This window comes from Vibrio rarus, from assembly GCF_024347075.1.
In the GTDB taxonomy this organism is placed as follows: Bacteria; Pseudomonadota; Gammaproteobacteria; order Enterobacterales; family Vibrionaceae; genus Vibrio; species Vibrio rarus.
The window spans coordinates 730227-755025 of the sequence record NZ_AP024900.1 but is presented as its reverse complement, the minus strand read 5'-3'; the positions used below and the strand labels follow the sequence as shown (position 1 = coordinate 755025).

General features: G+C 43.2%; 23 protein-coding genes. 9 read left to right on the top strand and 14 right to left on the bottom strand.

Translation table 11 applies throughout. From position 1 onward, the window contains the following. Nucleotides 1–56: 56 nt before the first annotated feature. The gene (gene yfbV / locus OCU56_RS03590; RefSeq protein ID WP_261874187.1) at nucleotides 57–509 is read right to left on the bottom strand and encodes a terminus macrodomain insulation protein YfbV; all 453 of its coding nucleotides are present in this window, start codon (nucleotides 507–509) and stop codon (nucleotides 57–59) included. 330 nt (nucleotides 510–839) lie between these two features. Between yfbV and OCU56_RS03585 the strand changes: the two genes are divergently transcribed. Together OCU56_RS03585 and pta are read left to right on the top strand one after the other, a co-directional pair. Beyond that, on the top strand, nucleotides 840–2036 hold the full coding sequence (locus tag OCU56_RS03585; RefSeq protein WP_261874186.1) for an acetate kinase: 1197 nt from the start codon (nucleotides 840–842) through the stop codon (nucleotides 2034–2036). 97 nt (nucleotides 2037–2133) lie between these two features. Beyond that, a complete protein-coding gene (pta, locus tag OCU56_RS03580; protein ID WP_261874185.1) occupies nucleotides 2134–4269 on the top strand; it encodes a phosphate acetyltransferase in 2136 nt (711 codons plus the stop codon). Between the two features lie 117 nt (nucleotides 4270–4386). On the opposite strand, the gene OCU56_RS03575 is transcribed toward pta, so the two are convergent. After that, complete coding sequence (locus OCU56_RS03575) at nucleotides 4387–4680, bottom strand: YkgJ family cysteine cluster protein (protein ID WP_261874184.1); 294 nt, start codon at nucleotides 4678–4680, stop codon at nucleotides 4387–4389. Between the two features lie 84 nt (nucleotides 4681–4764). After that, a complete protein-coding gene (locus OCU56_RS03570; RefSeq protein WP_261874183.1) occupies nucleotides 4765–5007 on the bottom strand; it encodes a GlsB/YeaQ/YmgE family stress response membrane protein in 243 nt (80 codons plus the stop codon). A gap of 440 nt (nucleotides 5008–5447) precedes the next feature. On the opposite strand from OCU56_RS03570, the gene OCU56_RS03565 reads away from it, so the two are divergent. Further along, on the top strand, nucleotides 5448–6395 hold the full coding sequence (locus tag OCU56_RS03565) for an IS30 family transposase (RefSeq protein ID WP_261872596.1): 948 nt from the start codon (nucleotides 5448–5450) through the stop codon (nucleotides 6393–6395). A 135-nt stretch (nucleotides 6396–6530) separates the two neighbouring features. Then, nucleotides 6531–8174 carry a chondroitinase-B domain-containing protein gene (locus tag OCU56_RS03560; protein ID WP_261874182.1) on the top strand — a complete coding sequence of 548 codons (1644 nt, stop codon included), beginning with the start codon at nucleotides 6531–6533 and terminating at the stop codon, nucleotides 8172–8174. Nucleotides 8175–8329: 155 nt separating this feature from the next. Here OCU56_RS03560 and OCU56_RS03555 read toward each other — a convergent pair whose 3' ends face one another. Next, a complete protein-coding gene (locus OCU56_RS03555; RefSeq protein WP_261874181.1) occupies nucleotides 8330–9235 on the bottom strand; it encodes a Tim44 domain-containing protein in 906 nt (301 codons plus the stop codon). 242 nt (nucleotides 9236–9477) lie between these two features. Between OCU56_RS03555 and OCU56_RS03550 the strand changes: the two genes are divergently transcribed. Beyond that, entirely contained in the window at nucleotides 9478–10401 is a 924-nt protein-coding gene (locus OCU56_RS03550; RefSeq protein WP_261874180.1) for a YeiH family protein, read from the top strand. Nucleotides 10402–10439: 38 nt separating this feature from the next. Here OCU56_RS03550 and OCU56_RS03545 read toward each other — a convergent pair whose 3' ends face one another. The 6 genes from OCU56_RS03545 to OCU56_RS03520 all read right to left on the bottom strand — a co-directional run bounded on the left by OCU56_RS03545 (nucleotide 10440) and on the right by OCU56_RS03520 (nucleotide 17232). Then, the gene (locus OCU56_RS03545; RefSeq protein WP_261874179.1) at nucleotides 10440–10640 is read right to left on the bottom strand and encodes a hypothetical protein; all 201 of its coding nucleotides are present in this window, start codon (nucleotides 10638–10640) and stop codon (nucleotides 10440–10442) included. A gap of 265 nt (nucleotides 10641–10905) precedes the next feature. Then, entirely contained in the window at nucleotides 10906–12357 is a 1452-nt protein-coding gene (gene menE / locus OCU56_RS03540) for an o-succinylbenzoate--CoA ligase (RefSeq protein ID WP_261874178.1), read from the bottom strand. 3 nt (nucleotides 12358–12360) lie between these two features. Further along, nucleotides 12361–13356: an o-succinylbenzoate synthase gene (gene menC, locus OCU56_RS03535; protein WP_261874177.1), complete on the bottom strand. Its 996-nt coding sequence runs from the start codon at nucleotides 13354–13356 to the stop codon at nucleotides 12361–12363. 47 nt (nucleotides 13357–13403) lie between these two features. Beyond that, nucleotides 13404–14213, bottom strand: a complete 810-nt coding sequence (menH, locus tag OCU56_RS03530) for a 2-succinyl-6-hydroxy-2,4-cyclohexadiene-1-carboxylate synthase (RefSeq protein WP_261874176.1) — start codon at nucleotides 14211–14213, stop codon at nucleotides 13404–13406. Nucleotides 14214–14215: 2 nt separating this feature from the next. Further along, nucleotides 14216–15931, bottom strand: coding sequence for a 2-succinyl-5-enolpyruvyl-6-hydroxy-3-cyclohexene-1-carboxylic-acid synthase (gene menD, locus OCU56_RS03525; RefSeq protein ID WP_261874175.1), 1716 nt, complete (start codon nucleotides 15929–15931; stop codon nucleotides 14216–14218). Then, on the bottom strand, nucleotides 15928–17232 hold the full coding sequence (locus OCU56_RS03520) for an isochorismate synthase (protein WP_261874174.1): 1305 nt from the start codon (nucleotides 17230–17232) through the stop codon (nucleotides 15928–15930). Before OCU56_RS03520 ends, menD begins: the two co-directional genes overlap by 4 nt. Nucleotides 17233–17459: 227 nt before the next feature. On the opposite strand from OCU56_RS03520, the gene OCU56_RS03515 reads away from it, so the two are divergent. Genes OCU56_RS03515 through OCU56_RS03505 form a run of 3 tightly spaced genes read left to right on the top strand, consistent with a single transcriptional unit; the run spans nucleotide 17460 to nucleotide 20646 of the window. Next, a complete protein-coding gene (locus OCU56_RS03515) occupies nucleotides 17460–18674 on the top strand; it encodes a pyridoxal phosphate-dependent aminotransferase (protein WP_261874173.1) in 1215 nt (404 codons plus the stop codon). 56 nt (nucleotides 18675–18730) lie between these two features. After that, nucleotides 18731–19318, top strand: a complete 588-nt coding sequence (yfbR, locus tag OCU56_RS03510; protein WP_261874172.1) for a 5'-deoxynucleotidase — start codon at nucleotides 18731–18733, stop codon at nucleotides 19316–19318. A gap of 14 nt (nucleotides 19319–19332) precedes the next feature. Then, nucleotides 19333–20646: an anti-phage deoxyguanosine triphosphatase gene (locus OCU56_RS03505; protein WP_261874171.1), complete on the top strand. Its 1314-nt coding sequence runs from the start codon at nucleotides 19333–19335 to the stop codon at nucleotides 20644–20646. Here OCU56_RS03505 and OCU56_RS03500 read toward each other — a convergent pair. After that, nucleotides 20643–21257: a tRNA-uridine aminocarboxypropyltransferase gene (locus OCU56_RS03500; RefSeq protein ID WP_261874170.1), complete on the bottom strand. Its 615-nt coding sequence runs from the start codon at nucleotides 21255–21257 to the stop codon at nucleotides 20643–20645. The two genes, OCU56_RS03505 and OCU56_RS03500, sit on opposite strands and share 4 nt — an antisense overlap. 5 nt (nucleotides 21258–21262) lie before the next feature. On the opposite strand from OCU56_RS03500, the gene rrtA reads away from it, so the two are divergent. Further along, on the top strand, nucleotides 21263–21808 hold the full coding sequence (gene rrtA, locus OCU56_RS03495) for a rhombosortase (protein WP_261874169.1): 546 nt from the start codon (nucleotides 21263–21265) through the stop codon (nucleotides 21806–21808). 126 nt (nucleotides 21809–21934) lie between these two features. Here the strand turns inward: rrtA and OCU56_RS03490 are convergent, their stop codons facing one another. The 3 genes from OCU56_RS03490 to OCU56_RS03480 form a co-directional block, all read right to left on the bottom strand. Continuing rightward, nucleotides 21935–22240 carry a ComEA family DNA-binding protein gene (locus tag OCU56_RS03490; protein WP_261874168.1) on the bottom strand — a complete coding sequence of 102 codons (306 nt, stop codon included), beginning with the start codon at nucleotides 22238–22240 and terminating at the stop codon, nucleotides 21935–21937. A gap of 160 nt (nucleotides 22241–22400) precedes the next feature. After that, nucleotides 22401–24257: a peptidylprolyl isomerase gene (gene ppiD, locus OCU56_RS03485; RefSeq protein WP_261874167.1), complete on the bottom strand. Its 1857-nt coding sequence runs from the start codon at nucleotides 24255–24257 to the stop codon at nucleotides 22401–22403. Nucleotides 24258–24413: 156 nt separating this feature from the next. Next, on the bottom strand, nucleotides 24414–24689 hold the full coding sequence (locus OCU56_RS03480; RefSeq protein ID WP_261874166.1) for an HU family DNA-binding protein: 276 nt from the start codon (nucleotides 24687–24689) through the stop codon (nucleotides 24414–24416). Nucleotides 24690–24799: the final 110 nt, after the last annotated feature.

Genomic DNA, 24799 nt, shown 5'->3' with positions numbered 1-24799 from the left:
TCATTCAACACAATAATCCGCTATTGCGTTGAACATATTAAGGGAATGGCTGCCAACTAGAACCAGCGCTCTAATACCGTTTTATCCAGCTGTCTGAATGCACGGTTCAATAACTGAGCTAGCTCTTTATACCTAGGCTTAGCTTTAAGAGGCTCAAGAGAAATACCGGATTCAATAATTTTTTGGTGTATGTCACGATACCAACTTGCTAAAGCCGGCGGTAACAAAGTATTTGAACGCGTACCTAGCCACCAAAATCCTTGCAAAGGCAGACTAATAGCAAACAAAGCCACCACAATGGCTTGAGGTAAGCTATTGCCATTTTGAAATGTCAGCTGAGTTAGCACGCTGATTGCCGCAACCGCAGGCATGACTCTGATACCAAACCGAGTGGCTTTAATCACTCTATGCTCTGGAAACATAGGTGACAGCTCTTTTCGCATAGGCCACAGATCCATATACATCTGACCCTCTCTCAACCTGTGGAACATACCTGTTTTTTCAACCATGCTTAAACCGCTAAAAAATATTTTAAAATTTAAAAAATAAACACAAAAAATTGATAAAAGATAAAGAAGTTTCAATTTTTTTTGTTATATTTGCCTATTATCGCTATCCTTGTCAGCGTCTTATCAATGCTTCGCTGTTAACTACATATTAGGCGACAGTGAGGCGTGTTAGCAAGGATTGAAAACGTATCCTGATGAAAGGTATATACAGTCAACAAAGGGAAATTGTTGCAACTACAAACTGAGTAACGGTTCAATATCGAGCTGTGGGTACTCATAAAGACTAAATTCATTCTTTCTGAACAATCAGATGAAATACAGGAAACAAACATGTCAAAGCTAGTTTTAGTTTTAAACTGCGGTAGTTCTTCTCTTAAGTTCGCTATCGTTGACGCAGACAACGGTGACGAGCACCTTACTGGTCTTGCTGAATGTCTACACCTTCCAGAGGCTCGCATCAAGTGGAAGCTAGATGGCAAACACGAAGCGGCTCTAGGTAATGGTGCGGCACACGATGAAGCGCTAACTTTTATAGTAGACACTATCCTAGCTTCTCGACCTGAACTATCAGAACAACTTGGTGCTGTTGGCCATCGTGTGGTACACGGCGGTGAAAAATTCACTGAGTCTGTTCTTATTGATGATGCTGTTGTAGCGGGTATCGAAGAGTGTGCAGCACTTGCACCTCTACACAACCCAGCGGCTATCATTGGTATTAAAGCGGCGCAAAAAGCGTTCCCTACTCTACCAATGTCTGCGGTATTTGATACTGCATTCCACCAAACTATGCCTGAAGAAGCGTACCTATACGCTCTTCCATACAACCTTTATAAAGAGCACAGCATCCGTCGTTACGGCATGCACGGTACTTCTCACCTATTTATCGCTCGCGAAACTGCTGAGCAACTAGGCAAACCTGCTGATGAACTTAACATCATCAACTGTCACCTAGGTAACGGTGCTTCAGTTTGTGCCATTAAAAACGGTAAATGTGTAGATACGTCTATGGGTCTTACTCCACTTGAAGGCCTAGTAATGGGTACTCGTTGTGGTGATATCGATCCTGCGATCATCTTCCATCTACACGATTCTCTTGGTTACACTGTTGATCAAATCAACACTATGCTAACGAAAGAGTCTGGCCTACAAGGTCTAACTGAAGTGAGCTCTGACTGTCGTTTTGTTGAAGAAAACTACGGCAAAAAAGAAGAAGCAACTCGTGCGATGAACGTATTCTGTCACCGTCTAGCGAAATACGTTGCAGGTTACACAGCAACACTAGAAGGTCGTCTAGACGCTATCGTATTCACTGGTGGTATCGGTGAAAACTCTGCTCCAATTCGTGAGATGGTACTAAACCGTCTTGGCGTATTTGGTATTGAAGTAGACGGTGAAGCAAACCTTAAAGCTCGCTTCGGTGGCGAAGGTACTATCACTGCTGCTGACAGCCGCATTCCTGCCATGGTTATCTCTACAAATGAAGAGTTAGTTATCGCAGAAGACACAGCTCGCTTAGCTGGTCTTTAATATCCTAAACAGGTGAGGTTTTCCTCACCTGTTTACTTTTGGTTCAGCTGTTCCCCCAGCTGAGACTTTTTTTTACACATTTCGAGGTCTTCAGACTATGTCTCGTACCATTATGCTTGTCCCAATTAGCGCCGGTGTTGGTCTTACTAGTGTTAGCATGGGTGTTATTCGCGCTATGGAGCGTAAAGGTGTAAACGTTTCGTTTTACAAACCTATCGCTCAACCACGTACAGGTGGCAGCCAACCCGATCTAACGTCTACCATTCTTGAATCAAACAACGATATCAAAATTGGCACTCCAACTCCTATGGATGAAGCGCAAGCACTTATCCGTAATGAGCAAATGGATGTATTGCTAGAAACTATTGTTGAGCGTTTCAACCAAATTAACGATGCAGACGTGACTTTAATTGAAGGTCTAGTTCCAACTCGTAAACACCCGTTCGCTAACCAAGTGAACGAAGAAATCGCTAAAACTCTTGGCGCTGAGATCGTGTTTGTTGCTACTCCTGGCACTTACAACCCTTCTCAACTTAAAGAGCGTATCGAAGTTGCTGTTTCAAACTTCGGTGGCAAGAAAAACAAAAACATCTCTGGCGTTATCATCAACAAACTTAACGCTCCAGTAGATGAAGCAGGCCGTACACGTCCTGACCTATCTGAAATCTTTGACGATTCAGATGCAGCTCAACAAGCAAACATCCAAGCAATGGAAGTTATCAACACTAGCCCAGTACGCGTACTAGGTTGTGTGCCTTGGAGCGTTGAGCTAATCGCAACTCGTGCGATTGACATGGCTAAACACCTAAACGCTGACATCATCAACGAAGGTGACATCGCTAGCCGTCGTATTAAGAGCATCACTTTCTGTGCACGCTCTCTTCCAAATATGATTGAGCACTTCAAGCCTGGTTCACTTCTAGTGACTTCAGCTGACCGTCCTGACGTAATCGTAGCAGCAGCTCTTGCAGCAATGAACGGCGTTGAAATTGGTGCTGTACTGCTTACTGGCGGTTACGACATCCCAGAACAAATTCGCGAACTATGTAAGCCTGCATTTGAAGCTGGTCTTCCAATCTTTAAAGCACAAGGTAACACTTGGCAGACTTCTTTGAATCTTCAAAGCTTCAGCGTTGAAGTGCCTGCAGACGATAAAGAGCGTATCGAATTCGTTAACGAACACGTTGCAAGCCACATTGATGGTCCTTGGATCGACACACTAACTGAAGGTGTTGTTGCTTCTCGTCGTCTAAGCCCACCAGCATTCCGTTACCAACTAACTGAATTTGCTCGTCGTGCTAACAAACGTATCGTTCTTCCTGAAGGTGATGAGCCACGTACAGTTAAAGCTGCGGCTATCTGTGCTGAGCGCGGTATCGCGAACTGTGTTCTTCTTGGTAACCCAGAAGAAATCCGTCGTGTTGCAGCACAACAAGGTGTTGAGCTAGGTGCTGGCGTTGAAATCATTGACTCTGATGCAGTTCGTGAAAACTACGTTGCACGTCTTGTAGAGCTTCGCTCTAAGAAAGGCATGACTGAAGTTGTTGCTCGTGAGAAACTTCAAGATTCAGTATTCCTAGGCACAATGATGCTTGAGAATGGCGAAGTAGACGGTCTTGTTTCTGGTGCCGTTCACACGACAGCAAACACTATCGTACCTCCGTTCCAAATCATCAAGACAGCACCTGATGCGTCTATCGTTTCTTCAATCTTCTTCATGCTTCTGCCTGATCAAGTATTGGTATACGGTGACTGTGCAATCAACCCTGATCCAACAGCTGAGCAACTGGCTGAAATCGCTATCCAATCTGCTGACTCTGCAGCGGCATTTGGTATCGACCCACGCGTTGCTATGATCTCTTACTCTACTGGTGAGTCAGGTAAAGGTGCAGACGTAGATAAAGTACGTGAAGCAACCAAACTTGCTCAAGAGAAACGTCCTGATCTCGTGATCGACGGTCCTCTACAGTACGATGCTGCAATCATGGAAAACGTAGCGGCTTCTAAAGCGCCTAACTCTCCTGTAGCAGGTAAAGCAACTGTATTTGTATTCCCAGACCTAAACACTGGTAACACAACTTACAAAGCGGTACAGCGTTCAGCAGACCTAGTCTCTATCGGTCCAATGCTACAAGGCATGCGCAAACCGGTAAATGACTTGTCTCGTGGCGCACTAGTAGACGATATCGTTTACACTGTTGCTCTAACAGCAATTCAAGCAACTCAACAATAATCTCTGCTGTGCAGAAATAACTGAGTTCATAAAATAGCAAAAGGGTCGGTATATACCGACCCTTTTTTATATTCAACGAATCATCAAAGCTCTAGCTGATGATTCTAGTTTAATAAACTAATTTCGAGATTCCCACTCATTACGGCACTCGTAAGATCCCATCTCAAATTCGCGACAGATCCACGGACGATTCTCGTAGATAGTACACAGTTTCGTGTCTCTATCGACTGCAGAACACCAACCGTCCTCTAAACGAAGCATAGTTTCCCCGCCCCATTTATCCGTGGCAATGTGCTCTTGTGGGACGCCAGTATCACTAATGATCATCACCTCTAAACGGCAACAACTTGCGCGACAAGTACTACAGCTCACCTCAGGTTCAGACTCTTGCTTGATAGGAATAGTGGTCATGGCTTTTTATTATCGCTTAATGCATTGGGAATAATGGCCGTATGGTACGTGAATTACTCCCTTATCTCGATAGATAAAGAGCGATTAAAGTCTCTTTATTACGCCAACGATATACAGAAGTAATACTGCGCCAACGGTAGACATTACAAGAGAACCCACCAGGCCACCTGCGGATAGACCTAAAAGATTAAAGACAAATCCGCCAAGTACCGCACCTAAAACTCCGACAATGATATTACCAACCACACCGAAGCCGCCGCCTTTCATAAAGTTTCCTGCTAACCATCCAGCAACAGCACCGATCAACAAAAATAAAATAATGCCCATAAGTTTTATATCCCTCATGTTTGAGAATGTAAGACTAGTCAACGATCTCAAGATGTGTCCAGTCATAGTTTAAGCCTTTGAGTATACGTGCTCGCAAAAAATTCGGATTAATGGTTTCTAATGTTGTGCTTTTCGTTATTTATCAATTACTAGACGAAAAAACACCTGTCATTGAAAGTGAATCAATAGTGTGAAAACAAAGATCTAGCACAGTGAAACCATCAAGGATGATTTCACGACGTCTTGTAGAGATGATGTACATGATGGTTCGATAAGTGTTCACTCATGCGTTCGCCCTAGGGCGTACCAGTAGCAACACTGAATAGACATATACCCCCGATTTCAGATAATAACTGCGACATTCATGGAAAGGCATAGAAGAAGAAGCCAACTGCCGAAAGTGGTACGCTCTTCTCGCCAAAGAAACAAGCAGAACTACTATGAATTATCAGCAGTTGACCGAGGGAAGAAGATATCAAATTTCTGCCCTTTTGGAACGGGGAATTTCAATATCTGAAATTGCTAAGACAGTTAAATGCCATCGCTCAACCGTTTATCGAGAGCTGAAACGATGTAGCAAGAAAGAACAATATCGGCCAGACAAAGCACATCATCAATCAATAGAAAAACGACGGCAAGCCCGTAAGTATCAAGTACCTCAATCGCGTATAGATTTTATTGAGGTTCTGTTGTCTATCGATTGGAGTCCAGAGCAAATATCTAATGTCTTAACCCGCGCAGGGGCTAAAGTGAGCCATGAGTGGATTTACCGATTCGTCGCTCGTAATAAGCGACAAGGTGGAAAGCTATTTAAGCACTTGCGCCAAGGCCATAAGCGGTATCGACGGGGCAAGACAGAGAAAGCACCTGCAATCAAAAACGCAGTTTCAATAGATGAAAGGCCTGACATTGTTGATAGTCGTGAACGCTTTGGTGACTGGGAAATTGATACGGTCTTAGGCAAGCATGGAACGGGGGCAATTGTCACTCTCTTAGAGCGTCAAACGCGTTTTTATCTGACACAGAAAGTGCCCTCTAAGTCAGCAAAAGACGTGACTAACGCAACCATAGCAATGCTGATGCCTTATAAAGCGTTCGTTCATACTATTACCGCAGATAATGGTCGTGAGTTTGCAGGTCATGAAGAAATAGCACGGGCATTAGAAACCGACGTGTACTTCGCACACCCTTACAGCTCTTGTGAACGAGGAGCGAATGAAAATGCTAACGGCCTGTTGAGACAGTACGTAAAGAAAGGAACAGATCTAAGAACGGTTAGTGATGATGATATTGAAAGGGCGCAACAACGAATTAATTATCGTCCAAAAAAGTGTTTAGGGTTCAAGCAACCTGCTGTCATTTTTAGAGAAATGATGGAGGCTACTTGAATATTAAGAATGTCGCACTTCGGAGTTGAATTCGGGCCTAAATAAGTTTTATTTCCGCTGTGATATATTAAATAAATTCGACAAAAACAATATTGTGTGTAATTTTAAATCATAAAAATGTATTAGGTATGATAGATGAAATTATTAATTGTTATATTAATTGCAGTGACACAAGTGGCGTATATTTTACCCGCATTATCTAAAGAAGTATCTGTTAATACACCACAACCATTAAATAATACACACTCATCAGGATGGTGGGACTGCAGCAAAACCCCAATTAAAACTGTACATGCCAATCGCAGTGATGAGATCGTAACAGCCATAGAGCAAGCCAAACCGGGCACACAAATTATCGTCGATGATGGTCATTACACGTTTAATAAAAAGTTAGACATCCGTGTAAAAGGTAATCAATGCAAACCTATAGTGATAAAAGCGAAAAACAGTGGCAAAGCTATCATTGAAAAAGGTGATATCCTCTTTAATAAAACCTCTTGGATCACCTTTGAAGGTTTTAGTATTAACACTATTACCAATAAAAACAACCACCCTATATTCATTAAAGACTCTGAGTATATCCGTATAAGTCGTCTAAATCTCGATATTAAAAGTAATGAAAAATCTAAATGGATCAATATAAAAGCCTCTACTCATATCCGTATAGATCACTCTGAATTTAAAGGAACAATAGGACCTGGTAATTATATTTTTGTTGGTAACCCAAGTCGATTAATTAATATCGATCATAATTACTTTCATGACCGCGCAAATATTGGTGGCAATGGTGGCGAATCTATCTACTTGCACGGAAAACATGGTCACCGCTGGGATATGGATGCTATTGTAGAATATAACCTATTTAAAAACTTAGACTCTGAATGGGAACTCATTGGTATTAAAAGCCATCAAAATACGATTCGATATAATACCTTTATCAATAACCAAGGAACCGTATCTATTCGCGGTGGCGATTACAATAAGGTTTATGGTAATTATTTTCTAAATTATACATCAAAATCAACGGGGGCTGTGCGCGTACACGGTTATTACAACAAGGTATTTAACAATTATGCTTACGGTTTAACCAAGAGCTTTGTTGAAACATATTGGGGAGATCGAGATGTTCCTTATATTAATCGTGAACAACGACTGAAGTGGTGGGAAAATCATAATGATAGTAACGCTTATACTATTCAAGAAACGGCATATAGGTTATCCACTAAAAACATGATTGCCTCTAATACGATTATTGATAGTAAATCATTATTTTTCTGGTCTAAAAAATGCTTAAATAAATACCAGAAAATATCTGATATTAAACGCCAGTACGTTGATAAAAATAAAGAATATGTTGTCTATCCACCGGAGCATTGGATAGTAGCCAATAACCTAGTTATAAACGCCAAACAATTAGTCACAGAAAAATATTTAAAACGCGGGGATATGCCTTGTACTAAGCCTGAACCCATTCACGAAAAAAGTTTCAATTGGATTGGAAATATCATCCACAACGATAATATGCCTGTAGATTTTGGCGCTAACCGTACCTTTGCTCCACTGCAATGGCGTGAGCTAAATCCAAAAGAACAACCTACAGAAACACAAGGGGTTTATAGCATAAACCAACCAATGCCAAGTACTAACTTTATATTATTATTAGGGCCCGATGAAACAGACATGACCATCAGTAAGCAACTGACCGCTAGCAACCACGTAGGAGCAACAATGATTGCCCCTCCATTAACTGCACTCCATGTGGGGCCTCTGTCTAAATAATACCATTAATCACACTAAGTAAGTGATCAGAAGTAGCGCAGCAAAAATGCATAAGTGCCGAAAGTGTAAAAACAAAGAGTAATGGCGTATGTGCACCAAAAATAAAAAAGGCCAGAACAAAAGTCCTGGCCTTAATGTATTAGGTAATATAAACCTTACACTTGAATACCAATAATCAACCATGGCGCATTCGGTTGAGTTAAATCACGCTCAAGATGCCAAATGTCATTGATCTCTTCTTCTACATTTTCCACTGTATCGCGGTAGCGACCGGTAAATTGTAGGCTTAGTTGTGCTTTGCTTGCATCAACGTCGGCACGTACAATTTCAGCGTCAACAAACATAACGTCGGTATGTTGTTCACCTTGTAGCGAAGCGCGTTCTTTTTTGAGGTCTTCAAACAAACTTGCAGAAACGTATTCACGAATCGTTTCAAGCTCATTATGGTTCCAAGCGCCTTGCAAAATACGGTAGTGCTCTCTCGAACCATTAATAAATCCAGCATGATCAAAACCCGGTGGGTAGTTATGCGGAACATCAGATTGAGCAGCGCTACCAAAACCTGCACCATTGGACTGAGAAAATGGCTGCGAGTCAGCTTGCTGTCTAAACTGAGTATTATATGGCGGAACATCATTTGCCCCACCTTGAGAAACATTCCCTTGAGATGCACTATAGGCAGGGCGTTGCTGATTCATGCTGCCCGCTTTTGATGCCAGCATGCCACGTAAAAACTTAAAGGCAAAAAAGGCAATCAAACCTATGATAAGAATATCCATAAACTGGATACCCTCAAACGCGCCACCAAAGAACGCAGCCAAAAGGCCCCCTGCAAGTAGTCCCCCCATCAATCCACCTAGCATGCCACCTCTTCTAGAGTTATTCTGCGTGCCTTTGTTAATTGAATTAGTGTTGGTATGATGCGCTTTAGGTGCTGGCGCAGTTTTAAAACTTTTACCAAATGATTTGCCACCGCCAAATCGCTTAGCTTCAGTCACTGGCGAAAATGTCATTGATACTGATACTAGCAATACTGCCATGATCGAAAAAATACGTTTCATAATCTCTCTTTAATTTCTAAGATTCCATTCAATAGTACCTACTAGGGAATCAAAGTTGAACTGAGTTTTCCCATTGAGTTGTTACACTTTATTGCAATCTAGGGCTATATCACACTATTTTTTATTACCTTATGGAATATTGCCTATTTTAATAGAACAATAATGCCTTAAGATCGCAAATATTTAGCCTTCTAAAAATAACATAGTTATTATTGCGCCTTAACTCAAAGGGCAGTCAATGTATGCAACATCTCACCAAGAAACATATACCATTTTTAATCGTGTTAGTCCTTTGTTTTACACCGCTATTAAAGTCCCCCTCGGCGCTCATGTTAGGTTTGATTTTATCTCAGCTCGGCCTTGTGCCTAGCGGGTTACCTATTGCAAAGTGGACTAAAAAGTTACTCAGTTATTCTATCATTGGTCTCGGCTTTGGTATCTCACTCTCCGAAGCGCTCAAAGCGACTTCCAGTGGTATTGGTCTTATTATGACCACTATTTTCGTGACTTTATTCATCGGTACTTGGATTGCCATCAAATTAGGGATCGATAAAAAAACCGGTTATCTCATTTCTAGTGGTACTGCGATTTGTGGTGGTAGCGCCATTGCGGCCGTCTCTCCTGCTATCAATGCTAACGCCAACCAAACAGGGTTAGCGCTGGCTACTGTATTTATTCTCAACTCAGTGGCTCTGTTTGTGTTCCCTGTAATTGGTCATGCACTCCACCTTGATCAACACACTTTTGGCGTCTGGGCCGCCATCGCCATTCATGACACCTCATCGGTGGTTGGGGCCGCTAGTGCCTATGGCGAGGAAGCATTGCGTACGGCAACGACACTTAAATTGGCCCGTGCACTTTGGATTATTCCTGTCACTCTGGGCAGTGCTTGGTATTTTGGTAAAGCCAACCATAAGCTCAAAGTGCCAACCTTTATCTTCTTATACATTGGCGCTGTGGTGATAAGCGATTTGCTTCCACAGTTTAGTGATATATATCAAATGACATTTTCAGTAGCTAAACAAACCTTAGTAGCTTGCTTGTTCTTAATTGGTTCGGCTATTTCTCTCGAGCAGGTAAAAGAAGCTGGGGTAAAACCGCTGCTATTTGGCATTGGTCTGTGGCTATCCATCTCTGTCGGCACTTTGCTTTGGCTGTTACATTAAGCGTGTAGTGGCAATAGCACGAACGGCAACGCAATCACTTATAGCACTTTGTCATAATAGCTTGGCTTGATACGCAAGAGCATTCTTTGGCTGCTTTTCTTCGTGGCTGTTTGGCTGTTTTTAAAGGTGATCGTCAGCAATAAAGTAAAACCTAATGCTGCTGCTATTGAGCCCAATAATCCATTATTTAATATCGCCACCGGTAGGCTTATTGCGACAAACGCCCAAAGAGTATACATAATCCATTCCATCCACTCATTGAGTTAGTGCTTACCAACTCAGTTATGCTTCATACCCATGGTAATAAATAATTCGCCTTAACGGCCGTTTACTTATTAGGATGGGTATCACTAGAATTGAAGTATGCTTGTAATTAGCTCGTTTAAAAAATCACCTTTTGCTCTAAGTCATAACAAAATGATTTACCATTCGCCGAAACACTATCGACCACTCAACGGTCATTCGCTAAATGATAGCGCCAATGATATGTGGTGATACGACCGATTAATCCTGCTGCTGAAGCATTTTCTGAGACAGCCAAGAGTGCAACTGAGCTCGAGAAATTTTTATCCCTTTATTTAATAAATGCTCAGGAATTTGGTAATAAGCGATAGGACATTTGAATTTTTGCAGCTTGGATAAACTCAGATGCTGTAGTTGCACCTGTAATTTCAGGGAAAGTGTGTTGTCACTAAGGGTGAGTAATGCCACTGGGCGGTGGCCAAAAGTCTCATCTGGGATAGGCACAATAAAGGCTTGCTCTACTTGTGAGTGTTCGAGTAAAACCCGCTCTATTTCTTCGCAATGAATATTTTCACCACCAGAGATAAACTGGTTGTCAGCTCGGCCAATAATGACTAACTCATCATTTTGCCAGCGGCCAAGATCTTTGGTATCAAACCAACCATCACTTAAAGTTAAAGGCTGTACTTTGCCCTGCTTCCAATATCCAAGAGCAAGGGTATCCCCCCGAACAAAGATGTGCTGTTGTTGCAGTTTGATCTGTCGATACTCTAACGCGCTACCCGCACTGTCTAGTTCGTTCACTCGTTTAGCACTGACTGTGGAGGCCATTTCTGTGAGCCCATAACCGGCCCATGTATCTATACCACGAGCTTGAGCTAAATGGGCCAGTTGCTGTGGTATTATTGCGCCACCAAGTAATACTCGTTCTAACGTTAAACGGGGGGCTTGCTCGGTTTGCAATACTCTCAATAACTGGGTGGGCACCATAGAAGTATGGCTGATCCCTTGCAAGTTTAAGCTCTTACCTTGCTTTAAACTCAAACAACAGCCACTGAGTAACCAACGCCATACGATAGCCAAACCCGAGACATGAAACAAAGGTAATGACAAAAGCCAATGGCTATCATGGCCAAATTTGAACCCTTTTTGCAACCCTATAGCGGACGCTAAATGGTTAGAGGCGCTGTGTGCTACCGCCTTAGGCTCGCCCGTAGAACCTGAAGTGAATATGAGGCTAGCTATATGGGTAAAAAACCTTGTATAGGAAGTCGCTGGTAGCAATGTCGACACCGGCAGCGTAAAGTCAATCTCAATGCTGTGTAGCTGTGTGGTATAAGAGGGGTCAAGAGAAGGGCAAGTATAACAAGCAGCGCTTTGTAAAATCCCCTGCCTTTTCAATAACTCTGAATGAGATAAAGGAGGGATAAAGGCAACCACTATCCCTTCTTCTAATGCGGCTAGATAGACAAGTAAACTGTGCAATGAACTGTGTGCAGTTATAAGCATCAGCACATCGCCAGCGTTAATACCTTGGCTAAGCAGTTGTTTTTGTACGCTAGCTACTTGATTGAATAACTCACTCCAACAGTAACTTCCCTCAGCACATTTTAGGGCAATGGCATTCGGTTTATCCGCCACCATGCTGTTAGTGGCATTATGCCAATAGCAAAGTGGCGATTGATGGTTAAAACGTGACGCTAGCTCTAACAAGGCTTATTCCGCATGCATTTGCCAAACTAACGTTTGCGAACTCAAGCTTTTAACGGGCAAGGTGCTTCCTGGCCAAGGGGTGTGGAGTTGCTCTTTAAACAGTTGCAATGTATCAAGACCGGGCGTGGTCATAGGGGTAAATTGCTGTGCAAAACGCGCCAACTGTGACAAGCCTAAGCTGGACTCAATACTTGAGCTGATCACTGCCATCAACCCTGCTGCTTGCGCTTTTTCAATGAGTTGAATGCAGCGATTTATATTTCCCACTAGCATAGGTTTAATCACAATCGCCTTAGCACCCGTTAAAAACTCAAGGTCAAAATCTGGGTTCATCACTCCATTTTGTAGGGTTTCATCCCAGCCAATTGCAATACCCGTTTCAATGGCAAAGGTCAGGCTGTCCCCCGGAGCACGGCACGGCTCTTCTATATATTGAATACGTGAACGTTGTGACGGTTTAATTCTTTTTGCAAACTGCTTAGCTTTCTCTAAATTCCAAGCTCGATTGGCATCTAATCTCAGTTTTAAATCAGGCACGGACTCAAGAAACAAACTGACCAGCATTCCATCTCGAACCGGTTCATACAAACCGACTTTAATTTTAGCGACCTTTTCACCTTGCATGGCATGCAACGCTGGGATCAAATCATCTGGATCGCCATTACACAATGGAGCGGCTTGATAATTACCTTCTTTGCTTAATAAGCCTTTCAACTCAAACTCCGCCATAGACAAACCAAAAGCCACAGACGGATATTGAGAGTGACAGTCAAGTGACTCTCCTGCTATCCACTTTTTCAGTTTCGCCACGACTTCAACAAACGCCTGATCCATGGTTTCATGGCTAAATCCAATCAGTGGCGCCACTTCGCCACGACCTACGCTATCATTCTCAAAGAGTTCAACCACCCAACCTTCTCGCTGAGTGAGTTTTTGTTCGCGTAAGATAACACCACTATCCATTTCTAACTGATAACGGTATAAATTTGCTTTCCTCATAATGGTTAATTCCTAATTAACATAGGCGACAACACCAACGGAGTGCATCATAACGATTCTGTCTCAGAAAACGATAAGAGTTGCGTCAATTTTTGTGCATATTTTTGCGGTTGTTCTTTATGGGCATTATGCCCAGCCCCAGAAACCACTTCAAATGTGATCTTGCTCACACGATACAGTTGAAGGAACTTAGCATCCAACTCACCGACAAGATAATACATCGTCTGCGGTGAGCGTTTAAGTGCGGGTAGTAAATAGGCCTGACGCGCTAAAGAGGTTGCAGACATCACCTGTGCCAGAGCCTTACCATCATTTTGTATACGCTCTGCAACTAATTGCTCTTTATGCCTTTGATTTAGCGAAGCAAACACACCTTGCTGATACCAAAGTTCTAATACTTGCCTAAGATTTTGCTGGGTAAAACGCTCAACCCAATCACTATCACTTTTTCGACGAGACTCTATTTCAGACAATTGTTGTAGCCCAAAGTTTCCTCCCTCAAGTACTAATGCTTGAATTTGCACTACCTTCTCATAAGGCCGTGTCGCATAATGCATCAATAAGCGTGCCCCTAATGAATATCCTAATAAAACGAGAGGGACACCATCATTAGGTAACCGTTGCAATTGCCGGTGGATATAATCGGTAAAACCACTAAAGGAATCGGGTATAGGGGATGCGGTGCGCCCATGCCCCGGCAAATTTATGGCATACACTTCCCATGACGGTGGCAAATATGGCACAACCGATTGCCAGTCAGCGCTGCTGCCTAAAAAACCATGTATAAATAATAGCCTCTTACTTGCCACTCCCTGTAACGCCCCGCGTAGCAAGACTAAGCCGTTCCCAGTGACCATAGTTAGCCCTTTTTCAGTTGCTCAACAAGCGTTTTAATGTGTGTCGAGGCTTGTCCTGCTGGCGTCATTACTTCTATCAACAACGAGCACCCATGCTGCCTTGAAAAGTTAGCCACCACTTGCTCTAGCTGCTGCCATGTCTTGGGTTGAGCGTAGTGCAGACCAAACTGTTGCGCTGCATGTTTAAATGAGTAGCCATGAGGCATTTGATAAAGGCTCTGTTTGCTGTTTTCATCCACCGGTAACATGTCAAAAATCGCGCCACCATCATTGTTAAATAACAAGACAATATCCCCTTGCTGGGCGAGCAAAGGCAGCGAGTTAATATCGTGTAATAACGACGTGTCTCCAATCAAGGTCAAGGTGGCCTGTTCGCTTGCCGCAGAAACCCCAGCACTAGTCGCTATAATGCCATCAATGCCTGATGCACCACGATTAGAGTAAGCGCTAACATTCAACGACTGGCTCACCATATCGACTAAGCGTACCCCTAAGCTGTTCCCCAGAAACAGTTGATAACCTTTATCCAAGAGTTCTGGTAATCGATACGCTACTTCAAGCTCGCTCAGTTCATTGGCTAATAGCGTTTGGGTATGCTTATCCACTTGCAGGGCAAAATCACATACGGCATCGCCCCAACCAAAGCTAGGCGAGTCGTTGTTTATATCTACTGGCAAGGGCCACTGTTCTGCCAAACGTAACATAGGAAGGTGATCGGGGTTTAACACGCCCCCTTGATTGCTAACTAAAGCATATCGGGCAAAACCCCTCCTTGAAACTCGCTCTTTTAGCCATTGCAACAGTCTTTTAGAGACTACTCTTGCACCAAATTGCACCACCACTTCACACTCAGCCAGATGCTGTTTGGCCTTGTTATTTTGCAACCATATATCGTAATGCTGCCATTGAGAGCTAACCCCTGATTGAGGGTCGCATAAAATTGGCCAGCCCAACTGTTGCGCTAACTGTTGAACTTGTTGGCTGCGCTCATAAGGTAATTGTCCCAGTATGATGAGCCCTTTAGCGTAAGAATGTTCCGTTAGGAAATTTGCCAATAGTGCGCCTTGGCCTGGGCTAGATAATGGCTTTTCGATAAAAGGCGTCTGCTGTGGTAACCAAGTGGCGAGCTCTTTAATATTGGCCAAACGACACTCTTCACTGGTATACAAAGGCTCAGGAAAAGGGCAATTGATATGCACAGGTCCCTGTTTTTCTTGTTGGGTATGTAGCACCTCATCCACTTGGCTTAATAACCAGTGAATATTGCCCATTACATTGGCGCTGGGTAAAGAGAGCGCTTGAGTGACGTGCTCAGAAAAAATACCCGGCTGGATAATGGCCTGATTGGCTCCCACGCCTACTAACTCTTGGGGCCTGTCTGCGGTCAGCAATATCAGTTTTTCACCCGTTAAGTGAGCCTCTACCACCGCGGGTAATAAATTCGCTACTGCGGTGCCTGAAGTCACAATCACAATAACGGGTTGCTGGGTGGCTTTGGCTAAGCCTAAGGCAAAAAAGCCCAACCCTCTTTCATCATAATGAGTATGCAGCCTAAGCTGGCTATTTCTACTGGCCTCAAGAGTTAATGGTGTAGAGCGAGATCCGGGAGCTATACACACATGCACCGCGCCAAATCGGCACGCTTCTTCTAGTATGACTGACGACCATACTCGGTTTATCTGTGCTTGGGATAATTCAGCCAATGCCACTTCGCTCATGACGCTTGTTCCAATACATTTTTCTCTGTAATTAAACTCAACAATGTGGACATTTTTTTATCCAACTCTTGCCACTCATGATCCGCATGGGAGCCGGGCACGATACCCGCCCCAGCAAATAGATGAAGTGTATTTTTTTGTACTAATGCACTGCGTATGGCTACGCAAAACTCGGCGTGTTGCTCACTGATGTATCCCACCGAACCGCTATACCAAGAACGGGAGAAAGGTTCATGTTTCTCGATAAAGTCTAATGCCAATTGTCGAGGTAACCCCGCTACCGCAGCCGTTGGTTGCAACGCCTGTAATAGTCGACCTTTATCCGCGTGTTTAATCAGCTCCGCCTGAATGTGGCGTTTTAAATGCTGCACGCGACGCAATCGAACTAAGCGAGCCTCACTTTCAACTTGTATTTTGCAACAAAACGGAGACAAACTTTGCACGATATCATCTACAACGTACTGATTTTCTTGTAGATTTTTCTTATCATTAATTAACCAATCCGCCAGTTGTAAATCTTGATCTGGCTGGCTATGTCGACCTATGGTTCCCGCTAATGCTTCTGTTTCAATTAATTGACCTTGGCGGTGATATAACCTTTCTGGTGTCGAACCAATAAACGAATGCCCTTCCTCTAATTGAAATAGGAAATGGAAGCTATGACGGTTCTTATTACGGCTTAGTGCCAGCAGTTCGATGCCTTTGAGATCGGCATCTAAGGTAATGGTGGTTTGACGAGCCAACACCACTTTTTTCAAGTCGGTGTGCACGATACTGTCTAAGGCTTGCTCTACGCTATCACGCCACAAGGCTTTATCCGGAGTGTGCGTTACCTCGGTGACCGTCGGGACTGAACTATTCAATGGCGCAATTTCAGCACGCAACTCATTGATGGTTCGACGCAATGCCGTCCTGTCTTCGGTTAAATTCGCCACCAAAACCCACCGTTTGTCGCGTCGGATTAATTCGATGTGGGGTAAAAAGAAAAAAGCCCCAAGGCAACGGGTTTTGTTTTCTTTATAGGGAAACGCATATCCCCCCCATATTCGCTGCCCTTGATTTAGCACCGAGTAGGCAGGGTTGAGCTCACTGAACGTTCTTGCTTGTCCTAACGCAACCACTTCTTCGGTTGCATCCCTAGACTGCCAATAAAATTTAGGGAATATCGGTTGATTGCTCATCCAAGGTAGAGCGAAATCAACGCACACCTCTGCGACTTCTACCTCAATGCGGCAGACATCACTAGGTGCAGAGTCAACTTGTTGTTCGAGTTGTTTTATCGCGTTTTCAAGATGAGACAATGTGACCTCTAACTCTCTATTTCTCTTAAGGTTTACCCCTACAGTTCGCATACTCTAGGGCGACTGATTAGCCAAATCAAGCAGGACAACTACAATTGTAGAGTAAACATAAATTTAAGGGCAAAATTAACTATAACAGTGTGGCTTAGATGTAGATTTTTCTACTCAAAAACCTCAATTTGGTGTAATTTGACACTATTCAAATCGGTAAATTCTAAGGGTTAACAATGAAAAATATCGAGATGTCATCAAAACTCGATAATGTATGCTATGACATTCGTGGTCCTGTTCTTAAACATGCTAAGCGCATGGAAGAAGAAGGGCAGAAAATTCTTAAACTAAACATTGGTAACCCTGCCCCGTTTGGCTTTGATACTCCGGATGAAATTTTAGTCGATGTTTTAAGAAACCTTCCTACTTCACAAGGTTATAGTGACTCTAAGGGTATCTACCCTGCCCGTAAGGCCGTCGTTCAGTATTATCAAAAGAAAGGACTGCTCTCTTTAGATGTGGAAGATGTCTACATGGGCAACGGCGTATCAGAGTTGATCGTCATGGCTATGCAAGCACTGCTTAATAATGGGGATGAACTCCTAGTGCCGGCTCCTGATTACCCTTTGTGGAGTGCTGCGGTATCCCTATCCGGTGGCACGCCCGTTCACTACTTATGTGATGAACAGTCGGACTGGTTTCCAGATCTTGATGATATTCGCGCCAAAATCACCCCTAAGACTCGCGCTATCGTACTGATTAACCCGAACAACCCAACCGGTGCTGTGTATAGTAGAGACTTTTTGTTACAAATCGTCGAGATTGCACGCCAGCATAAGCTCATCATTTTTGCCGATGAGATCTATGACAAAATTTTATACGACGGTGCCACCCACACTTCCATTGCCACTCTGGCTGACGATGTGATCATGGTGACATTCAATGGGCTATCTAAAGCTTACCGTATCTGTGGTTTCCGTAGTGGCTGGATGTTTATAAGTGGCCCTAAACACTTAGCTAAAGGCTACATTGATGGCTTAGACATGCTGGCATCCATGCGTTTGTGTGCCAATGTTCCAATGCAGCATGCCGTGCAAACGGCACTAGGTGGTTATCAAAGTATCAATGAGCTGATTCTTCCTGGTGGACGTTTATTAGAGCAACGAGATAGAGCCCATGAAATGATCACCTCTATCCCTGGTGTTTCCTGTGTTAAACCTAAAGGCGCTTTATACCTGTTTCCTAAGCTCGACCCTAAGATTTACAAAATTCACGATGACCAAAAAATGGTATTGGACTTTTTAAAGCAAGAAAAAGTCTTACTCGTGCAAGGGTCTGGATTTAATTGGCCTAAGCCTGACCACTTTAGGATAGTGACACTGCCACATATAGAGTATTTGGAGATTGCCATCGGTCGTTTTGAGCGTTTTATCACTCAATACCGTCAGTAGTTTGTTAAAAGAGGCCTAGTGCCTCTTTTTTTAGATCCATTAAAAGGGTAATTAGCATGAACAACGAAAGTCACTTTTTTGCTCACTTAGCGAGAATGAAGCTTATTCAGCGCTGGCCACTAATGCGCTCGGTATCTAAAGAAAATATTTCAGAGCACAGTCTACAAGTGGGCTTTGTGGCACATGCTTTGGCCATTATCAAAAATAAAAAATTTTCTGGGAACATTAACCCTGAAAAGGTCGCAGTATTAGGCATGTATCATGATAGCAGTGAAGTGCTTACGGGTGATCTTCCAACCCCAGTCAAATACTACAACCCATTTATTGCTAAAGAGTATAAGAAGATTGAAGCGGCCGCAGAGCAAAAACTGCTGTCTATGGTACCAGAGGAATTTCGCGAGGATTTTCAGCCCTTTCTCATCAGTGGTGAGGCCACGGACGAAGAGCACGCTTTGGTAAAGCAGGCCGACTGTATCTGCGCTTATTTAAAGTGCTTAGAAGAGCTGTCAGCAGGAAATCATGAGTTTGCGGCGGCAAAAAGACGCCTCGAACAAACGCTACAAGAAAGACACTCCCCAGAAATGTGTTATTTTTTAAAAACCTTTTCATCCAGTTTTGAACTGACACTGGATGAAATCAGTTAATGCGAAGCAAATACATGCAAGTAGAACCTTTGTGGCAACAACGAATTAATGCAGAACAAAAAGCGCGCCTTAACGATCATCGCGATCCCTACCAAAGGGACAGAGCCAGAGTGTTGCACTCGGCGGCATTTCGACGCTTACAAGGCAAAACTCAAGTGCATGGCACGGGAAGTAATGATTTTCACCGCACTCGTCTTACTCATTCGTTAGAAGCGGCGCAAATTGGTTCGGGTATTTTGGCGCAATTGCATTCTAAGCATGGCCATTTACAGCCGATATTACCCAGTGACAGCCTAATTGAAACCTTATGTCTAGCCCATGATATTGGTCACCCACCCTTTGGTCATGGAGGAGAGATTGCGCTCAATTATATGATGCGTGAGCATGGCGGATTTGAAGGAAATGCTCAAACCTTTCGCATTGTCAGTCAACTGGAACCTTATACACAATTTCACGGTATGAATTTATGTCGCCGTTCGTTGTTAGGACTACTGAAATATCCCGCCCTACTCAGTCAAGTTGAACGAGACTCCATCCCTGATGGTGTTGATAATCCAAGACAACTAAAAGCCAGTCGCTGGATGCCTGCAAAAGGGATCTTTGATATAGACAGCCACTATTTCACTTGGGTTATGCAAGGACTTCCTAGCCAAGATGCGCGCCTTTTTACCCAGTTACAGCCCCACACCGGTGAGCGTTATGCCCCCAAAAAGACCCGCTTTAAATCCCTTGATTGCTCCATTATGGAGTTAGCGGATGATATTGCTTACGGGGTGCATGATCTCGAAGACGCCATCGTACTCGGGTTAGTGTCAAAGCAGCAGTGGTTTGAATCTGCAGCAAGCAAACTTGCTGACTGTGGACACCCTTGGATGGAAAAAGAAATTGATCGTCTTACCGAGCAGTTGTTCTCTGGGGAGCATTATTTACGCAAAGATGCCATCGGTGGCATAGTGAATGCACTGTTGACCAGTGCCACTATTACAGACGTTAATTCGCCGACTTTTTCACATCCTTTATTGCAATATAACGCCACTTTGCAACCTCCTATGCTTGAGGTATTGAAAGTCTTTAAAGATTTCGTCAGCCACTATGTTATTCACGCCACCAAGGTTCAGTTAATTGAATACAAAGGGCAACAAATTATCATTAACTTGTTCGAAGCCTTAAGTGGCGATCCTGAACGCTTGCTCCCCGACGCCACTAAAAAGAAATGGCGACAAGCCAGAGATCAACAAGACCAAGGCTATCGCGTAATTAGTGATTATATTGCTGCAATGACCGACGGTTACGCACAGAAAATACATTCACAAATGTTTACCAGTTAACGTTTGCGTCCAGCAAAATATTTATCAAAGGTGCCTTCTGGCAATTGGGAAATTTGAAATTCAACCATATGGTCAAACGCAGAGATCAAGGGTGTGGCATCACAAGCGCCTAATTGAGTCAGCGCGAAGTATGCCGCTTCTACTGTAGATAGCGCATTGTCCTTAGGGGCTTTACGTATGGTATAGCGCCCTTGAAGATCGGGAGCAAGATGAACCTGCGTCAGCTGCTGCAAGTTCTGCGATAACTGGTATATTTTAAAGGCTTTTTTCCAAGTGCCATCAATAAGAAACAAACGGACTTTATTATGACCTTTTCCCGTCAGGTACTGTGCATGCAGTTGCGATGAATTTTGCGAGGGAAACAATAGTAAGTTAACGGTATCGGGTTCATTGAGCCATTGGTTTATCCGTGCGTGCTCAGAAAAGTTTTCACCAACGAACACCTGACAAGGGGTAATGGTCAGCTCAACAATTTTAGCGGTACCTTTTGCTTGATTCACCTCACTAGGGTGCTGCAAAATAACCACCTCAGTGGTGCTGGTAACGGGCTGTATCCATTGACATAAACAAGCTTTTTTCGCGCGACCACATCGCTCACAGTATCGGGACATAAAACGTGTATAAATTCCTCATTGCTTTCAGTGTATTGTTAGCGTTCTTATTAATTCCAACGCTGTCTGATGCATTACGCTGGGAGCACGATCTTATCGCAACTCATCAATGGTGGCGACTGATAACCGGTAATTTCACTCATACTAACCTGTATCATTTATTGATGAATTTAGCGGGTTTATGGGTGATTTGCTATTTATTCAACGCCAGAGTAAAACCGCTCCTTATTGTTATTGGGCTTCTGTCTAGCGCAATTGGAGTCGGTTTATTGTTCACCAGCACCCATACCTATTACGGCTTTTCTGGAGTGTTACACGGGCTTTTTGCTTGGTATGCATATCAAGAGGTGGAAAGTGGAAAACACAGCAGTTGGTTTTTACTGGCCGGTCTAGGGCTCAAATTACTGGCGGAAAACAGCGGTTTTGTCACCATTTCATCTGCCGAACTGATTAACGCTCGCGTATCTACAGAGTCGCATCTTATTGGTGCTATCAGCGGATTAATCATTGCACTGCTCGCCAGCAAGGTGCTCAAGCAAGTCTCATTGTAATACCATAGAGGGTATAACTAAGCCATGCCTGCAGATAAAAACACTTGATAAGACCCATAAATTACTGCGATAGGTATCAAGTGTTTTGCCTTGGTCATTTTTGCCAATGATTTGCTGTATACGCTCTTACAGCCTTATTCGCGAGCGGTTTTTATCTACGGTCGCCTGCCCTATTCCTTTTACCTGTTGCAGATCATCGGCATGCTGAAATTCACCATGCACTTCTCTATAGGCGACGATTTGTTGGGCTTTCTTTTCTCCAACGCCCACTAACAGTGTGGCTAGTTCCTCACTAGTGGCGGTATTGATGTTCACTTGTATATCAATACCTTCATATTTATCCCCTTGCATTTCATCCGCCGCCTGGGCGGTTAGAGTAAACAACAGCAAACAGACAAAACTCAAATAGCCCTTAATAGTTAACGCTCGCATCCCTATCTCCTTTAGTTACATTCATAGTGCTCAAGCCAAGTTCACCTTGGACTCAATGCTCAAACTAGGGGATAAATAGACGCTGCGGAATCACCAATAGCTCAAAATAGAACGGGCCGCTTAAAGCGGCCCGTTTACTTATGAAAAGACGAATCAGATATTACTGCGCATCTCCAGAGATGTGGTACTCAATATCAGTCTTCTTACGCAATGATTGCAGTAGACCCATAAGATCTTGTTGTACAAGCTCAGACTTAAGCTGTTGTCCAATTTGATCATTGTATTGAGCATCGACCTTGCTGTTCACTTTAGTCAATTCAATCACCACGATGTTGCCATTCGCGTCAGCAGATTTAGCATAATGTAATGCATCTTTGCTTGGACGAGGGATAGCAAATACCGTTTTTGACAGTGCCGCGCCACGATGTACGCTTTCAACATCACTGAAGGCTAGTTTATTTTTCGCCAATAATGCATCATCACCCGCTTCTAAACCTTTAACTAAGTTATTCGCTAACTCGTTTGCCAGTTTCAAGCCTTCAACTTGTTTGAACTGCTCAGCTACCTGAGAGGCCACTTCGTCATAAGGCAATACCGTTTGTGGACGAGAGTCATCGATGCGAACCACAATGATATGTTCAGGCTCTACTTCAACAACAGATGAATTTAAACCATCTTCACTCACTTCTGGTGTTTGTAGCTCTTGCATAACTGCGCGAGATTTAAGAATCTCTGGTGCATCAGCATTAGAAACAAAATCTGTTGTCACAACTTTTTGTCCAACTGCCTTAGCCGCATCATCTAAAGAATCTGGGTATTCAAAAGCAACCGTTTCTAATTTATTTTGTAAATCATAGAAGCGATCTACCGCTTGTTGTTCAGCGACTTCAGTTTTGATGTCTGCAGCAACGTCAGCGAACGGCTTAGCTTGTGACGCTTTAAGTTCATTTAACTTGATAATGTGATAACCGAAGTTCGATTTAACCACTTCGCTATAATCACCCTTATTTTTCAGAGCAAATGCAGCAGCTTCAAATTTAGGATCCATAACGCCATGTTCAACCCAACCTAAAGAACCACCATTTTCAGCAGAACCTACGTCTTCTGATTTTTCTTTAGCTAAAGTAGCAAAGTCTGCACCTGCTTTAAGTTGTGCTAGCAACTCTTTCGCTTTGCTTTCATCTTTAACTAGGATATGGCTCAGGTTGCGTTGTTCTTGAGTCGAGTAGCGATCCAGATTTTTCTCATAAAAATCTTTTGCTTCTTTATCCGTTACCACATCGCTTTTTTTCATTTTCTGAGCAGATAGTTCTACGTATGAAATTTTAAACTGCTGTGGACGAGTAAAGCGGTCAGGGTTATTTTTATAAAACTCTTGTAGCTGTTCAGTGGTAGGTTTCACTGTTTTTGCTACTTCGCTCGGCTTGATAGTCACAGTGCGAATATCACGAGTTTGAGTCAGTAATAACGATACTTGAGCCACTTCTTTAGGCAATACAAATTCGCTTTGCTCTACCGCACCCAAAATCTTTTGACGTACTAAGTCACTGCGCAGGTATTCCGCGAAGCTTTCCGCGTTGTATCCACCACGACGTAGAGCCGCTTGATAAATTTCTTGGTCAAATTTACCGTCTTTTTGGAATTGAGGCATGTTTAATAGAACGTCACGAACATTTTTGTCGCTGACACGCAGTCCCATAGACTCTGCATATTGCTCTAACAGTATTTGGTTGACCATTTGGTCTAGCACACGCTGACGGAACGATTGAACAAACGCTGGGTCACCTAGTTGGCTAGTAAAGTAGTCGCCCATTTGTTGTTGGGCACGATTGCGTTCATTTTGATACGCCATCTCAAACTCTGGACGAGAAATTTCTTTATTCCCAACCTTTGCAGCAGAACTACTGCCACCGCCTAAATAGCCACTTACGCCGGTAAAAACGAAAGAGAGAATGATCAGACCTAGAATGATCTTAACTGCAATGCTATTTACGCCTTCGCGTAATCTTTCCATCATAATAGTGTGAAACTCCGAAACGAGGCCTGTATTAAATTCAGGCTCTAAAAATCCTGGTCTCGATAATATCAGAAATAGAAATGCGCACCAGTAGGATGCGCATAAATACGAAGTTTGATAACGATAATTTGTTGTCAGACAAGATTTAACCGTGTTTTATTCGTTCACAGCCTCTTTTAAAGCTTTACCTGGTTTAAATGCAGGTACTTTTGCTTCTGCAATTTGAATCTCATCACCCGTTTTTGGATTACGGCCAGTACGCGCTGCACGAGTACGAACACTAAATGTACCAAAACCCACAAGAGCCACTTGATCGCCTTCTTGCAATGATTCACTGATTGATTCAACCACTGCATCAAGAGCGCGACCAGCAGAGGCTTTAGAGAGATCGGCGCTGTCTGCAATTTTTTCGATAAGTTGAGTTTTATTCACGGTATAATTCCCCTAGTACTACTCAGTAAAATATTGAGTAAGTCAATTCCATTATGTTTAGGATTTTAGCTACTCCCCTTTTGATAAAGGGCTATCGCTTCAATAGTTAA